This window comes from Streptomyces sp. CB03238 (assembly GCF_002099185.1).
Taxonomy (GTDB): domain Bacteria; phylum Actinomycetota; class Actinomycetes; order Streptomycetales; family Streptomycetaceae; genus Streptomyces.
Window position 1 is genome coordinate 93,113 of sequence record NZ_NBCN01000015.1, and the last position, 15,852, is coordinate 108,964.

The 15,852-nt window shown below is 71.1% G+C and carries 10 protein-coding genes and 1 pseudogene; 9 read left to right on the plus strand and 2 right to left on the minus strand.

The annotated features are described in order from the left end of the window. Positions 1-259: 259 nt before the first annotated feature. From BKD26_RS26025 to BKD26_RS26040, 4 genes are all read left to right on the plus strand, one after another. Positions 260-1,525 (plus strand): MFS transporter, encoded by a 1,266-nt coding sequence (locus tag BKD26_RS26025; protein WP_084902717.1) that lies wholly within the window; start codon positions 260-262, stop codon positions 1,523-1,525. A 46-nt stretch (positions 1,526-1,571) separates the two neighbouring features. Continuing rightward, positions 1,572-3,356: a glycoside hydrolase family 3 N-terminal domain-containing protein gene (locus BKD26_RS26030; protein WP_084902720.1), complete on the plus strand. Its 1,785-nt coding sequence runs from the start codon at positions 1,572-1,574 to the stop codon at positions 3,354-3,356. A gap of 102 nt (positions 3,357-3,458) precedes the next feature. Next, positions 3,459-4,538 (plus strand): 5'/3'-nucleotidase SurE, encoded by a 1,080-nt coding sequence (locus tag BKD26_RS26035; RefSeq protein WP_084902723.1) that lies wholly within the window; start codon positions 3,459-3,461, stop codon positions 4,536-4,538. Between the two features lie 23 nt (positions 4,539-4,561). Further along, positions 4,562-6,019, plus strand: coding sequence for a carboxylesterase family protein (locus tag BKD26_RS26040; RefSeq protein WP_084902727.1), 1,458 nt, complete (start codon positions 4,562-4,564; stop codon positions 6,017-6,019). A gap of 261 nt (positions 6,020-6,280) precedes the next feature. Here BKD26_RS26040 and BKD26_RS26045 read toward each other — a convergent pair whose 3' ends face one another. Continuing rightward, the gene (locus tag BKD26_RS26045; RefSeq protein WP_179166698.1) at positions 6,281-6,847 is read right to left on the minus strand and encodes an SMI1/KNR4 family protein; all 567 of its coding nucleotides are present in this window, start codon (positions 6,845-6,847) and stop codon (positions 6,281-6,283) included. A gap of 258 nt (positions 6,848-7,105) precedes the next feature. After that, positions 7,106-7,895 (minus strand): annotated as a pseudogene (locus BKD26_RS26050) (maleylpyruvate isomerase family mycothiol-dependent enzyme). Positions 7,896-8,613: 718 nt separating this feature from the next. Here BKD26_RS26050 and BKD26_RS26055 point away from each other — a divergent pair. The 5 genes from BKD26_RS26055 to BKD26_RS26075 all read left to right on the plus strand — a co-directional run bounded on the left by BKD26_RS26055 (position 8,614) and on the right by BKD26_RS26075 (position 15,847). Next, complete coding sequence (locus tag BKD26_RS26055) at positions 8,614-9,081, plus strand: hypothetical protein (RefSeq protein WP_084902729.1); 468 nt, start codon at positions 8,614-8,616, stop codon at positions 9,079-9,081. 213 nt (positions 9,082-9,294) lie between these two features. Beyond that, positions 9,295-10,482: an MFS transporter gene (locus tag BKD26_RS26060; RefSeq protein ID WP_241518835.1), complete on the plus strand. Its 1,188-nt coding sequence runs from the start codon at positions 9,295-9,297 to the stop codon at positions 10,480-10,482. Positions 10,483-10,553: 71 nt separating this feature from the next. Beyond that, entirely contained in the window at positions 10,554-11,579 is a 1,026-nt protein-coding gene (locus BKD26_RS26065) for an SGNH/GDSL hydrolase family protein (protein ID WP_084902732.1), read from the plus strand. A gap of 207 nt (positions 11,580-11,786) precedes the next feature. Continuing rightward, on the plus strand, positions 11,787-13,997 hold the full coding sequence (locus tag BKD26_RS26070) for an iron-containing redox enzyme family protein (RefSeq protein WP_206603716.1): 2,211 nt from the start codon (positions 11,787-11,789) through the stop codon (positions 13,995-13,997). 14 nt (positions 13,998-14,011) lie between these two features. Next, positions 14,012-15,847, plus strand: coding sequence for a carbamoyltransferase (locus tag BKD26_RS26075; RefSeq protein ID WP_084902735.1), 1,836 nt, complete (start codon positions 14,012-14,014; stop codon positions 15,845-15,847). Positions 15,848-15,852: the final 5 nt, after the last annotated feature.

Here is a 15,852-nt window from a genome sequence, read left to right on the forward strand (position 1 = left end):
AGCCGGACCGGATCGTTGTGACCCACGCCACATTCACAAAACCTACTGCCCACTCGGTATTCATGATTGCCTGTGCTCGCCCGAACGGCGGGGTCACCCCCACGCCCGGCACGGAGCATTCCGGCGATCACGGTCGTCCCCCTCGCCTGCGCCCCCCGCGAATGCGCCGTTCCAGAGATCCCCGTTCCTCGCCTTCGGCGTCCCCGTCCCACTTCCCCTCTTCCGTCCGCGAGAGCCGCCGCACCCCGAGGAGCCGGACATGTCCAGATCCGAGACCGACCACGTCCCCGTACCACCGTCCGTACCAGCCTCCGCGGCGACGCATGCCGGGGGCCCGCTGGGCAAACTGTTGTTCCTGCTCGCCCTCGGCAACACCGCGATGTTCATGGTCTACATGGGCGTCGGGCAGGTGCTGCTCCCCGTGCAGGTCGAGCTGCTCGACCCGGCGAACAAGATCGCCAACCTGGGACTGGTCTCCGGCATCGCCGCTGTTTTCGCGACCCTGTTCAACCCGCTGGCCGGGCTCCTGTCGGACCGGTCCCGGCGGCGCAACCCCTGGATCCTCGGCGGCGGCCTCGCCGCCCTGGGCGCACTGGCGCTGCTCGGCGCGATGAAGACGATCCTGCTGGTCACCATCGGCTGGTGCCTGGTACAGGCGATGATGAACGTCTACCAGGCCGCCATCACCGCCGTCGTCCCCGACCGGGTGCCGATGGAGCGCCGCGGGCTCGCCTCCGCCATGGTCGGCATGGGCACCCCCATCGGCACGATCATCGGCGTCACCGCCGCCGCCGCGTTCGTCCCGCACGACGTGCGCACCGGCTACCTCGTCCTCGGTGCGGTCATCGCCGGCGTGGCGGTGCTCTTCACCGCACTCGTACGGGAGCAGAAGCTCCCGGAGGTGGAGACGGTGCCGCTGGGCCGGCAGCTCGCCGCGTTCGGCTCCGCCCTGAAGGCGGGGGACTTCCGGTGGGCGTTCATCGGCCGGTTCCTGATGATGCTCGGCTACTTCGCCGTCTTCCTGTACCAGCTGTACATCCTCCAGGACCACATCGAGTTGCCCGAGGGCATGTCCCCCACCGCCGCCGTCGCGATCATCTCGCCGGTCAGCGCGGTCTGCACGCTGCTGTCGACGGTGGTCGGCGGTGTGCTCTCCGACCGGATCGGCCGGCGCAAGCCGTTCATCGCCGTCTCCTGCGTCTTCACCGCGCTCGGCATGGTGGTGCCGGTGGTCAGCCCCACCTGGACCGGCATGCTCGTCTTCTGCGTGGTCACCGGGCTGTCGTTCGGCTGCTTCATGGCCGTGGACACGGCCCTGGTCACGCTGGTGCTGCCGAGCGCGGACGACGCCGCCCGCGACATGGGCGTCCTGAACATCGCCAACGCCGGTCCGCAGATCATCGCGCCCTTCATGGCCTCGCTGGTCGTCGCCTCGCTCGGTGGTTACACCGCCCTCTTCATCACCGGTGCCGTGATCACCGTCCTCGGTGCCCTGTCGGTCGTCCCGATCCGCAGCGTTCGCTGACTTCCTGCCGTCCCCCGTCCCGTAACGTCCCGTCCCCGGAGAACCCATGCCTCCCGCACCGGCCCGCAACGACGGCCACCCCTACCAGGACCCGTCCCTCCCCGTGGACGCGCGTGTCGCCGACCTCCTCGCCCGTATGACGCTGGAGGAGAAGGCCGGCCTGCTCTTCCACACCATGCTGGCGATGCACCCCGACGGCCGCCCGGTCGAGGCGGGCGATGACGCCCTCGTCCCGTCCGACACCACCGGCCTGCTGAAGTCGAAGCTGATGAGCCACGTCAACCTGGTCGGCACCACCGGGCCCCGGCAGCTGGCCGAATGGCACAACGCCGTCCAGGAGATCGCCGCCGGCACCCGCCTCGGCATCCCGGTGACCGTCTCGACCGACCCCCGCCACTCCTTCACCGCCAACATCGGCGCGTCGATCCAGGCCGGAGCCTTCTCCGCCTGGCCCGAGCCGACCGGCCTCGCCGCCACCCGCGATCCCGAACTCGTCCACCGCTTCGCCGACATCGCCCGCCGCGAGTACCTCGCCGTCGGCCTGCGCGTCGCCCTGCACCCGCAGATCGACCTCGCGACCGAGCCCCGCTGGTCGCGCCAGTCCGGCACGTTCGGCGCCGACGCCACCCTGACGAGCGAGCTGGTCCAGGCGTACGTCCGCGGCTTCCAGGGCGACACGCTCGGCCCGCACAGCGTGGCCACCATGGTGAAGCACTTCCCGGGCGGCGGCCCGCAGAAGGACGGCGAGGACCCGCACTTCCCGCACGGCAAGGAGCAGGTCTACCCGGGCGGCATGCGCGACTACCACCTGGAGCCGTTCAAGGCCGCCATCGCCGCCGGGGCGTCGCAGATGATGCCGTACTACGGCCAGCCCATCGGCACCGACTGGGAAGAGGTCGGCTTCGGCTTCAACAAGGGCGTCGTCACCGGTCTGCTGCGCCAACGGCTCGGCTTCGACGGGATCGTCTGCACCGACTGGGGGCTGCTGACCGACGCGTCGATCTTCGGGGAACTGCACCAGGCCCGCGCCTGGGGCGTCGAGCACCTCACCGTCGCCGAGCGCGCGGCGAAGGCCCTCGACGCGGGCGCCGACCAGTTCGGCGGCGAGGCCTGCCCCGAGACCGTGGTCGAGCTGGTCCGCACCGGCCGCGTCACCGAGGAGCGGATCGACGCCTCGGTACGCCGCCTGCTGCGCGAGAAGTTCGTCCTCGGGCTCTTCGACCGCCCGTACGTCGATCCGGACCTGGCGGAGGAGGTCGTCGGCAACAGCGAGTTCCGCGCCGCCGGCGAGGCCGCGCAGCGCCGCTCCCTCACCGTCCTGGTCAACCGCGACAAGACCCTGCCGGCCGGGACCGCGGGCCGGCGCCCGAAGCTGTACGCCGAGGGCGTCGACGCCCGCGTCGCGGCGGAGTACGGCGACGTGGTGGCCGACCCGGCCGACGCCGACCTCGCGGTGCTGCGGCTCCACACCCCGTACGAGCACCGGGACAACAGGTTCGAGTCGCTGTTCCACTCCGGGCGCCTCGACTTCACCGACGAGGAGCTCGAGCCGGTCCTGCGGCTGCTCGACGCCGTACCGACCGTCGTCCTGCTCAACCTCGAACGGCCCGCCATCGTCCCGGAGATCGCCGAACGGGCCGCCGCCCTCATCGCCGACTACGGCGCGAGTGACGAGGCGCTGCTGGACGTCGCCTTCGGACGCGCCACGGCCGAGGGGCGGCTGCCGTTCGAGATGCCCCGCTCCATGGCCGCCGTCGAGGCCTCCCGCCCCGACGTACCGCACGACACGGCCGACCCCGTCTTCCCGTACGGGTCGGGTCTGGCCATCTGAGCCGCCGCACCCCCTCCCGAGCCGCCGGGGGCGGCGACACCTGACGCGCGCCGCCCCCGGCCCCAGCGTGCCATCGCACGACCGAAGGGACACCCCTCAACCATGCCCTCCACCCCGCGCAGACTCCTCGCCGCCACCGCGACCGGAATCGTCCTCTCCTGTCTCGGCGTGGCCGCCGCCGCCGATACCGCAGGCCCTGGCACCAGCGCCGACAACCGCCCGCTCACCGGTCTGCGCGTGCTGCTGTCCAACGACGACTCCATGCAGGCCGCCAAGGCGTCGAACTCCGACGGACTCGGCCTGTACGAGATCCGCAAGGCGCTGTGCGACGCGGGCGCCGACGTCGTCGTCATGGCGCCGTGGCAGGTGCAGTCCGGCAAGGGCACCGCCGTCACCAATGGCGGCACGCTCACGCTCGCCCGGCGCACCCAGCTGCCCGCCGGTTACGGGAACGACTGCGCCGGCACCCCCTCCGGCTCGCCCGTCTACGGCATCTGCCTCGCCGACGGCCCGTGCGGCGCCGACAGCCCGAGCGCCACCCCGGCCGACACCGTCAAGTTCGCGCTGCGCGGGGGCCTCGCCGCGAAGGCCGGCTGGACGGACGGCCCCGACCTGGTGGTGACCGGCATCAACTCCGGGCCCAATGTCAGCGCCCAGGTCAACGACTCGGGCACGGTCGGCGCCGCCATCGCCGCCGTCGACCAGGGCGTGCCCGCCGTAGCCTTCTCCTCGTCCGGGGACGCCTCCCAGATGCGCTTCCCACTCGCCAACTACCGCGCCCACGCCCGGTTCGCCGCCGCCTTCCTCGGCGGTATGCGCGAACGCGACCTGTTCACCGACCGGTTCGCGCTCAAGGTGGACTACCCGGACGTGAGCGCCGGGCAGCGGGCCAAGGCCCCGGTGTGGACCAGCGTCGGCCACGGGCAGGTCGTGTGGCACGCCTACCAGCCGAAGCAGGCGGGGGGCGACACCTACGACATCACCATGGGCGTGTGCGCCAACCGCCCCGGCGACCGGTGCACCGAGACCGTGAAGGACGCGGACTCCACCGCCCTGCTCGGCCGGGGCCACATCGCCGTCGCGCCGGTCACCGCCGACCGTACGTACGGGGTGAGGGCCGACGCCACGAGGGAGCTCGCCCGGGTGAAGCACTACGTCACGAACGACGCGCCCCGCTCCTGACCGCACCTCCAAGGAGACCCGCCATGCCGCACCTGACCGTCCGTACGCCACGCGGCCCCGTGCGCGGGGAGCGCCACGCCACCGGCGTACGGTTCCTCGGCATCCCCTACGCGCAACCGCCGGTCGGTGAACTCCGGTTCGCCGCACCCGTACCGCCCGAGCCGTGGTCGGACGTCCTCGACGCGACGGCGTACGGGCCGACCGCGCAGCGCCGGCCGTTCGCCGAGGTCACCACGATCCCCGAGCCGACCATCCCCGGCGAGTCCACGCTCAACCTCAACGTCTTCACCCCGGACCCGTCCCCGGGCGCCGGGCTGCCGGTCCTGGTGTGGATCCACGGCGGCGGTTTCGTCGCCGGGTCCGCCGCGAGCCCCTGGTACGACGGCGGGGCCTTCAACCGGGACGGCGTGGTCCTGGTCTCCCTCGGCTACCGGCTCGGCATCGAGGGGTTCCTCCACCTGCCGGACGCGCCCGACAACCGGGGGGTACGCGACTGGATCGCGGCACTGGAGTGGGTACGCGACACCATCGCCTGCTTCGGCGGCGACCCGGCCAAGGTGACCGTCGCCGGTCAGTCGGCGGGCGGCGGGGCCGTACAGACGCTGCTCGCCACGCCGGCCGCGAGCGGCCTGTTCCGGGCCGCCATCTCGGTGTCGGGTGCCGTGATGCAGCCGCAGGGCCGGGAGGTGGCCGAGGCCGTCAACCGGCTGTTTACGGCCCGTACCGGCGTACCGGCGACCGCCGCCGCGCTGAGAGACGTTCCGGACGGCGACCTGCTCGCCCACCAGGACGCGCTGGCCGCGCCCGGGCCTGACCGGGGACGGCTGCCGATGCTCGTCCTCGCGCCCTTCGCCGACGGGGAGTTGATCCCGCACGCGGTGCCGGACGCGCTCACCGAGGGCGACGCGGGCGCGGACATCCCGCTGATGGCGGGCTTCACGGCGCACGAGTTCAACGGCATGCCGCAGCCGGGCGCCACCGACGCCGACGTGTGCGGCCTGCTCGCCGCCCTCGGCCTCGACGCCGACCGCGCCCGGCTCTTCCTCGAGACGTACGAGACGTACGGGGGTGAGCCGGCGGCCCTGATGGGCCAGGCGGTCACGGACACCACCTTCCGCGCGCCCACGCTGGCCATCGCCGACGCGCGGGCCCGGCGTTCCCGGCCGACCTGGCTCTACCAGTTCGAGTGGGCCGGCACCGCGCCGGGCTTCGCGGGTGCGGCGTACCACTGCGTCGACCTGCCGTTCGCCTTCGACCTGCTCGGTGCGGAAGGCGTCGGCGCCGCCCTCGGCGCCGCCCCGCCGCAGCACCTCGCCGACGCCGTGCACGCCGCCTGGGTGGCGTTCGTACGAGACCTGGACCCCGGCTCGGCCTGGCCTCGGTACACCGCCGAGGGTCGGGAGGTGATGCTCTGGGACGGCGAGCCGCGCGTCGCACACGACCCGCTGCGCCCGGTGCGGGAGGTCTGGCTGCCCGCCTGAGACCAAGGGGCGGGCGGTACTGACGGAGCCGTCCGACCACCGGGGACCCGGGGGCCGCCCCGTACCGGGCAACCCGGGTACGGAGGTGACGTTCACGGAGGCGGCCGGGGAGCGCTCGTACCTGTGGTCCAGCAACATCGTCGTCCCGAACGTCACGAACCCGGACGGCCCCCGGTGCGGCGACCCGAAGACGAGCACGGCCGCCACCTGGCGGGAAGGTCAGGCACACGTGGGGCTATCCGGTGGCGGTCCCACCACAGCTCAGCAGGGTGTCACCTCGGGGTCGACCATACGCAGGCCCCAGGGCTCCAGTGTGCCCTCGCAGAGTTCGGCCAGGAACTGCACCGTGCCGCCCTCGTAATGCCACCAGGCTCCGCCCCGACTGGCCACCGTGACGCGCCACTGCTGTGGGGCCTCTCCGGCCGTACTCCACATGAACTTGTCGCTCTCGTCCGACTCCGCCCACGGCAGAAGGCCGCCCGGTGCGGGATGGGGCAGCAGACCGAGCTCGGGTACCAGCCAGGCTTCGACAAGTACTGCCAGAGCGCTGTGGATGTCACGAAGCATCTGGTGTTCTTCGCCGGGCTCGGGCAGGCCGACGAGAATGTAGTCGCCGATGGCGAACGTCGGGTACCACTCTGCGAGGTACTTGTAGTCGGACGGCAGGGCGGTACCCAAGCTTTCCTCGATCAAGGCCCAGTCGAGCGCAGCCGGCTCAGCGCGGCGGTGGTCGGCCAAGCCGGGGATGGCGCGCTCAAGCGCCGCAAGAGCCTCTGCCGGGTCCGTGATGCGGCGCTTCGGCGACTGTGTCTCGATGAGGTCCGTCATGGGCAGCAGCCAATCAGACTTGTGCGACATCCCCGTGAGCGGATCCACTCGTCCCGGCCCCTCCGATACCGCCCGGCAGTGGGCGAGGACGGCCCCGCCGCAAGCCCCGGCGCCTGTACGCCGGCCGGGGCTACGAACGACTTCGACAAGCGCCTTCGCCTGGCTGCATCAACGCCCTCCGCCGCCTGCGCACCCAGCCTGAGGGGACCAGTTGGGCGGGCGATGGTCCCACCGCAGCGCTGGTCTTTGTCGCCGGTCCTATTCCGGGTCCCAGGCCAGGAGCAGGTCGAAGAGACGTCGGTCGCCGTCGAGCTTCAGGGAGTCCACCGGAATACGGCCGTACAGGGCCAGGACCAGCTCACTGGCCGTGCCCCGGGCGGAGGCGTCGGCCGCGTCCGGGTGCTCGCCGGCGGCGGTGGCGGGCATCGCGCCGGGCGTGGGGAGGCGGGTAGTCCGCGCGCCGTCGGCGGAGAGCGACAGGCGCCAGGATCGGCCCTCGGTGGCGTGGTAGTCGACGGAAGAGGGCTCGTGCGGCCAGGCGTCCGTCGTTGCGCAGCAGGTGGACAGGAACTCGTCGACACCGTCGAGTGCCGTCTCGTCCGGCAGCGGCTGTGGGGCGCCCAGGGTGACCTGGGCGTCGTAGGTGTGCACCGCCACCTCCTGAAGCTGGTGCCGGGCGACGGCACCGCAGGTCTGCGGCGACTGCGACCCACCCCACCACGTCCAGCAGCCGCGATCCGGGCCGGACTCCCGCAGTGCGCTCAGCAACTGCTCCGTGGACTCGGCCGACCAGGCCAGCAGGGGGCGCAGCCGGGGTACCTCCCGCAGCGGTCTGGGCCGGGGGAGCGTCGGCAGGCCCTGTGGCGATGGTGGCGGCCCAGCGGCGGTGCCCCTTGCCCAGGTGCTGCACCAGATCGAGCAGCGTCCACTCGGGGCAGGCCGGCACCTGCACGTCGAGGCTGCGCGCGGACGCGACCGCGGCCCGGAACGCGATCGACCGTTCGTCGATCAGCCGCAGTAGAACGGGGAACTCCAGAGTCTTCGCCACGCCGGTTGTCTATCACCGTGCTCCGACAACCGGACAGCGATTTTTGCCTGCTGTCGTCGTATCGCTTCTCTCGGTGAGGTCCCTCCGCGCTCAACTGACAAGGGATGCGGGCCTGGAGGGGAGCAGACGGGGGCCGGATCGGGGTAGCAGGTGCGACGTCCCGGTTGCCCCTCTTCGGTGGGTTGCCTCCGCAAGGTCGGAGGATCTCACGCCGACTGTGATCCTCCAGTGAGGTTGCGGATACACCCCTCCAGCGCCTGTCGGTGCCGACTTTCCTTCAACTTTGCCATAAATCTTGCGCATCAAGACAAGACCGCGAGTTCGTTGACGCTCTGGTTAATCTCGAACTAGGTTTCCAGCGGGCCGTTAGGAACATTCCTTCGTGAGGTCTGGTCGGCATGTCATGTTCTCATCCGAACCGAGGAGGGGTTATGTCCAACTCCATCGCCGAACCACGACGTCGCTGACCAACTCGGCACCCACACCCGCCCCTTCAGGGCTCAAGCACAGCTCATGGCTGCGCGAACGTACGTCACATCCGCACGCCTCCCAGGCCGCACACGACCTGCCGTGCGCGACGCGGCGCGATCCGTTCCGGATACGGCGCCCGGCTGGAGGCCGCGCCCCTGAAGCGTAGGCGTGCCCATTGTCCCGAAACCCACTGCCGTACCGGTCATGAGGGCGGAGTCGTGATGCCGTCGTCGCGCCCTCTGTCACTGTGAAGGAGAAGCATGTCTGCCCCCACTGTCCGGCCGCAGTCAGCGGCGGCTTTCTGCTCTGGCTGGTTACCTGTGGCTTCGCGTCGCTCTGGGGACGGCGCTGGGTCAGAGCCGGCGGCAGGCCTGCGCCCGGCACCCCGCCGGCCGGCGACGAGAACGACGAGAGCACGGCAGCTGCCTTCCGCGGCGGCTTCTTGGCCGAGGTCGTCAACTCGACGGCCTCTGCGCTTCTTTGCAGCATCATGCCGCAGTTCATTCCCGACCGAGCTGCTGAGGGGCCGTACTCCCCGCTGCTCGGTGGCACCGTAGTGCTGTGCGCGCCGCCCTGTTTCCCGTTGGGCGCGCCCACTGCCCGCCGCCTGGGCCCTCTCCTCGTCCGGCCACGCGTCGAGCCGGTTGTCGAGGGCGTGGCCAAGCTGGTCACTCCCACGCTCGGAGTGCCGCAACTCGCGGAACTCGTGACCTGACCCCCGCCCGCCACCGGCGGGCCGCTGTCCGTGCTCCCCACCCGGCGGCCCCGACGCTCCCGGCGCCCCCGGCCGCTCAGCAGGTCGACGCTCGCTCATGCTGCGGCGGCTCTCCGGCGTTGCCCCACACCCCCTCGCACGACGATCGGCCTTGTTCCCGTGATTCCCTCAGCTCTGCTCCCCCCACCCGGTCCCAGGCGCGCCCTGGCCCTGTTGACGCTCGCGAGTGCCACGGCCAAGGGGATCTTCCTCACCTCCGGGGTGCTGTACTTCACCGAGGTCGTACACCTGGACGCGCTCGACGTCGGTCTGGGCCTCAGCGTGGCCGGCATCGTCTCCATGGGCCTCGGCGTGCTCGCCGGCCGCCTCGCCGACCGTATCGGCCCCTGGCCGGTGCTCATGGCCAGCCTGCTGGTCAGCGCAGCTGCCACGGCCGCCTTCCTGCTGGTGCAGGGTGCGGTGTCGTTCCTGGCCGTGGTCGTCGTCGCGATGGTTGCCCAGGGCGTTCTCCTGGTGGCCCGCGGCCCGGTCATCAACGCGATCGGCGGCACCTCCGCCCAGGAACTGCGGGCCTACGTCCGGGCGGTCACCAATGTCGGCATCACCGCCGGGGCGGCGCTGGCCGGCTGGGCGGTGCACCAGGACACCGTGCAGGCCTACCGGCTCGTGGTCGCGGCGGACAGCGTGTTCTTCCTGGTGGCCGCAGGGCTCGCATTGCGGCTGCCGAGGCCCAAGCCGGTGCCGGCGCTGCCCGGGCCCCGCTGGACGGCCCTTCGCGACCGCCCCTACCTCGCCGTTGCCGCGCTGGACGGAGTGCTGTCGATCCAGTACCGCGTGCTGACCGTCGCCGTACCGCTGTGGATCATCGACCACACCGACGCGCCGAGGTGGACGGTCTCCGGTGCCGTGGTCCTCAACACGGTGATCGTCGTCGCGCTCCAGGTGCGCCTCTCCCGCGGTGTGGACACACCATCGGCCGCGGGAAGGGCGCTGCGCCGGGCCGGTGCCACGCTGGGGGTGGCCAGCACGTTGATCGCATGCGTCTCCCTGGTTCCTGCGCACCAGGCGGTCCTGCTGCTCGCACTGGGCATCGCACTGCACACTCTGGGGGAGATCTGGCAGGCGGCCGGTGGGTTCGAGCTTTCCAACGATCTCGCTCCGCCGCATGCGCTCGGCCAGTACCTCGGAGTCTTCGGCATCGGCATGGGGCTCGCCGAGTCGTTCGCACCGGCGCTGCTCACCTGGCTGTGCCTCGGGTACGGGGTGCCGGGCTGGCTGGCCGTCGGGGCGCTGTTCGTGATCACCGGAGCGCTCGCGCCGACAGTGGTACGACGCGCCGAGGCCACGCGTACCCACTCCTCCCCAGCCCCCGCCCTGCCAGGCCCGGCCTCCGCCACCTGACCGGGAGCACGTCTAGCAACCTCCCTCCTCAGCGCCTCTCTTCCGATCTTCCGAAAGTGAGTCCTCCTGCCATGACGTCACAGCGCGCCGCGCTCACGCCGCAGATGTTGCAGTACGCCGAGAAGTTCGACGACCGCGGGGACATCAGGTGGCTGCCCTACCTGATGTACTTCCACCCCGCCGGGCACACCTCCGACGTCGTCCGTACGGACAAGATCGGCTTCCGCCTCTCGGAGGGACAGGGGCAACGCGCCTCAGCCGGCGGCGAGGTACCGGACGGCCCGGTGCGCCTGATCGCCGGAAGTTCCACGGTGTTCGGTATCGGCGCGAGTTCGGATGCCCACACGCTCGCTTCCCGCCTCTGGGACAAGCACGCCCCGTCCAGCCCGTGGCTCAACTTCGGGGGGCGCAGCTTCAATTCGGCGCAGGAACTGCTGCTGTTCACCCTCTATCGGCACCTCGTCCCCAGCATTGACGAGATCGTCCTGTTCACCGGGTTCAACAACCTCGGTCTCGCCCGGCTGCCGCAGCACCTCCAGGGGGACCACGGGGCCTTCTTCAACGGGCACGAGTACGCCGAGCAGGTCCGTGCCGCCCGGCTGGCGAAGTTCCGGGAGAACGGACTGTCCCGGCGGGCGGCGCACAAGGCGCTCGCAGAGCCGCAGACCGACCACACTCCGCCGTCGCTGGACGAGCAGATCGACCGGGCCACCGAGCTGACGATCCGCCACCTGGACAACTGGCGACTGCTCGCCGCCGGACTCGGCGCGAAACTCACCTTCGTACTCCAGCCCTTGGCCCCCTGGGTGAGGGAACAGCCTTGTTCCGAGGAGAGCCGCCTGTTCGCCGAGCTCGACGCCATCGCCGACTTCGGCCGTGCCTACGGTGACATCTGCACCGTCGACGCCGGGCGCCGCTACGCCCGCGCGCTGAGCGCCGGGTGCGAGCGCATCGGTGTGCCCTTCCTCGACATGAACCCGGTCCTGGCCGAGGCCGCCGATCCCGGGCAGTGGCTCTTCGTCGACCGCATCCACTTCACCGATGAAGGCCATGACATCGTCGCGGGCCTGCTGACCGACCGCCTCCGGCTCAACTGACCGACCGGCGCCTTGACGACATACACGCCCGGACCAGCTGCCGGCCGGACGTGACCTCCGCCCCAACCTGTATGGAGAGATCCCCACATGAAACTGATCCGCCGCATTCTCGACCGCATCTTCCGGCGCTCCCGCTCCAAGCGGAAGGGCCAGGACGCAACCATCTACCCGATGTTCTGAGCGGTGCGTACCCCTATGAATCCCGCCGTGGTGACCAATCCACCGCCCCTGACGCCGCGCTCGGCCTACGCCCTGCTGACCGAGCCGGAATGCCCGGCCGCCGAACAGCCGACGGCCGACCGCGTCCGTACCCACATGTCCGCGACATCCTCAGCCGCAGAGGATCTCACGTCTCTCACCATCGGCCGGCTGCGGGAGGCGGCCCGCGACTGGGCGGCGGCCGAGCGCACGCGCTTCCAGGCCCTCGCCGCAAGCGCCCGTGACGACTCCGAACGGCTGCTTCTCGCGCAGGGGGCCGCACTCGACTGCGCACCGCTCGGGCTGATGTCCGGAGCCTGGCTGCAGTGGCTGAGCAGCATGGCCACCGCGGACGCCCCGGCTGCGCTCGCGGCGCTCACGTTGTACGCCTCGGACGTGGGCGTGGGCCGTCCGAACGATTCCCGAGGAGCGGCCTTCGCCCAGCTGCTGCGTGCCCTGCGCGTCGCGGAGCACGCCCACCCCGCCGCCCGTCTCGCACTCGACCTCCGGATCGGGGAGGACGCCTTCACGCTGCCGGCCCTGCTGTTGTTGATGGGTCGCCGACCCGACGAGTTCCACGCCGAGATCCTCGGCGCTGACCTGTGCCTGCGCGAGGCCGGGCTGCTGCCTGCACTGGAACTGGTCGACCTGGCGGACGCCGCCGTCGAAACCTCCGACGTGGACCCCGGCCGGCCCCGGGCGCACGCCGATGTGCCAGGAGGGCTGACCGCGGCCGAGCGGGCACTGGAGACACTGGACGGCGGGTCCGGCGACCCGACCCGGGTCGAGGACGGCTTCCGCTGGGCGCTCGCCGTGCTGCGGTCGTGGAGCGAGGGCCTGCTGGGCCGGCTGACCGCCGTACTCGACCCCGCCCACCGGGCCGCGGAGATGCTCCGCGCGAGAGCCCGGGAGGGCTCGGTCTACCACCACGATCACGAGCTCGCCGGGCGCCCGCTCTCCGCGTGGTTGCGTGAGGCCGTCCACGCCCCGCGGCCCCTGCTCGACGCTCTGGCCACGAGCCCGCTCATCCGGCCCGGAAAACCCGAGCGCAGCCCCTTGCTCAACGGGCTGGTCGGCGAGCGCGGGCCCATGTTCCGGGTCTTCACCGAGACCGACCTGGAGATTCTGGGCAACTGGATACGCTCCCTGCCCGACACCACCGGTCACACCCCGGTGGACAAGGACGGCACGGCCTTGCCGGACGGCGCCCACGCCACCACTGTTCCGGGCCGGGGGAGTACGGCACCCGCGGCCGTGACCGGTGTCACCGGCGCCGGCTTCCCCCTCGGCCAGGGCGAGGACGGCGAGTCGGCAGAAAACGATCTCCCACCGACCGACCTGCGGGAAGCCTACGCCCGTCTGCAGCGACGGACCCAGACCCCGGCGCTGACCGCCTACGCCAGGAGGTACGTACACGGCTGGCTCGGCCGGGCCGCCCACCGCATGGACCAGGACGGTGTTCCGCTTCCCGGCCAGTGGCCCGCCGAAGGGTTACGTCCCTGGCTCGCCGACCAGCACGACCGGCACGCGGAAGAATTCGAGAGCATCGCGAAGGCCGAGCTGCCGACCCGGGAGGAGCTCATCGAGTCGACCGTACAACTGGCACCCCTGACCATGATCGACGGAGCCTGGCTGCAAGGATTCACCGACTACGGCCTGGCCTCGTCGGACATCGGCTTCTCCCTCTTCGAGACGTACTGGGACGAGCTCGGAAACGGCCGAGCCGACCTCAACCACGCCCTGATCTACCGCCAGTTGGTGGAGAGCATGGGTATCGAGCTCCCGCCCACCGGGACCGTCGACTTCGCCCGATGGCCGGGCTTCGAGGACCGTTCCTTCGAACTTCCCGTCTTCTGGCTCTGCATCGGCCGCTTCCCGAAGACCTTCCAGCCCGAGATCCTGGGACTCAATCTCGCCATGGAACTCTCCGGCGTCGGAGGCAGCTATCGCCGCGCCCGGCTCGCCCTGCGTGCGCACGGGTTCAGCACCCGCTTCGTGGACATCCACAACACCATCGACAACGTGGCCACCGGCCATTCCGCCTGGGCGGCCGACGCCATCGACAGCTACATGTCGACGATCGCACCGCCCTCCGGCACCCGTGCCCGCGAGGAGGTGTGGGCACGCGTCCGCACCGGTTACCGGGCGCTGAACCCGCCCGCCGGGTGGTCCGCCAGGCGAGCCCAGCGCCGCGCCGAGTCCGCAAGCCGTCCGTTGTGAAAGTGAGCACCGACATGCCCGATCTCGTACTGGGGATATCCGCCTTCTACCACGACAGCGCGGCCGCCCTGATCGCGGACGGAGCCCCACTCGCCGCCGCTCAGGAAGAGCGGTTCACCCGTGTCCGCCACGACCCCTCCTTCCCCGGCAACGCCGTCCGCTACTGCCTGCGGGAAGCCGGCGCCACTCTCGACGACGTCTCCGCCGTCGCCTACTACGAGGATCCGGAGCTCAAATACCAGCGAGTGCGGGCCACGTACCGCGCGACGGCCCCGCAGGGCCTCGCGATCTTCCGCCGTACGCTGCCCGAGTGGCGCTCCTGGAAGCGCACCGCCACCCGCCGTGTCCGTACCGAGCTGAACGCGCTCGGGCTGGGGCGTGTCCCAGAGGTCGGCGCACGCCGCCACCACGAGTCGCACGCGGCCTCCGCCTTCTTTCCCAGCCCGTACGAGAACGCGGCCGTGCTCTGTGTCGACAGCGTCGGTGAATGGGCCACCACCACCCTGTGGCACGGCACCGGTACCGCGCTGCGGCCTGTCGCCGAGATCAGATTCCCGCACTCGCTCGGGCTGCTCTACTCCGCCTTCACCTATTTCTGCGGCTTCAAGGTCGACTCGGGCGAGTACAAGCTCATGGGCCTCGCCCCTTACGGCACGCCGCGATACGCCGACCTGATCAGGGAACACCTCATCGACGTGAAGGAGGACGGCTCCTTCCGGCTGGACACCCGGTACTTCGAGTTCCTCTACGGACAGGTGATGACCGGCACGGCCTTCGAGAAGCTCTTCGGCGGGCCGCGCCGCCTGCCCGAAGCGGACCTCACCGAGCGTGAGTTCGACCTCGCCGCCTCGGTGCAGGCGGTGACCGAGGAGGTGGTGCTCCGGCTGGCCCGCACCGCCCGCCGCCTCACCGGGGAGAAACACCTGTGCCTGGCCGGCGGCGTCGCACTCAACTGCGTCGCCAACGGCAAGGTGGTGCGCGAAGGCCTCTTCGACGAGGTGTGGATCCAGCCCGCGGCCGGCGATGCGGGCGGGGCTCTCGGCGCCGCCACGGCGGTGGCGATCGAGCGCGGTGCCGGCCGGGACCACCTGTCCGGCGGACACGACGCCATGTCCGGATCACTCCTCGGTCCCGCCTACACCGGCGAGGAGATCGGCCGGACCCTGGACCGACTGGGCGCCTCCTACACCCGGCTGGACACCGGCCGGGTCGCTTCCACTGTGGCCGGACACCTCGCGGACGGCGCCGTCGTCGGCTGGTTCCAGGGACGCATGGAGTTCGGTCCCCGGGCGCTCGGTTCCCGGTCGATCATCGGTGACGCCCGTGATCCCAGGATGCAGTCCACCATGAACCTCAAGATCAAGTTCCGGGAGTCGTTCCGGCCCTTCGCCCCCTCGGTGCTGTGCGAGGACGTCAAGGACTACTTCGAACTCGACCAGGAAAGCCCCTACATGCTGGTCGTCGCCCCGGTCGCCGAGGCCCAGCGTGTCCAGCCGGAGCGGGCCACCGACGCCACCGGCCTGGACCTCCTGAAGGTCACCCGCTCCACCATCCCCGCGGTCACCCACGTGGACGGCTCCGCCCGCGTCCAGACCGTCAGCCCGCACAGCAATGCCCCGTACCACCGGCTGCTGACCGCCTTCAAGGAACGGACCGGCTGCCCGGTGCTGATCAACACCTCCTTCAACGTCCGCGGCGAGCCCATCGTCAACACTCCGGAAGAGGCCTACACCTGCTTCATGCGCACCGGCATGGATGTCCTGGTCCTCGGCGACCACCTGCTGCTCAAGCAGGACCAGCCCGCCTGGAGCGAAGAGGCCGACTGGCGGGAAGCCATCCCGCTCGACTGACACAC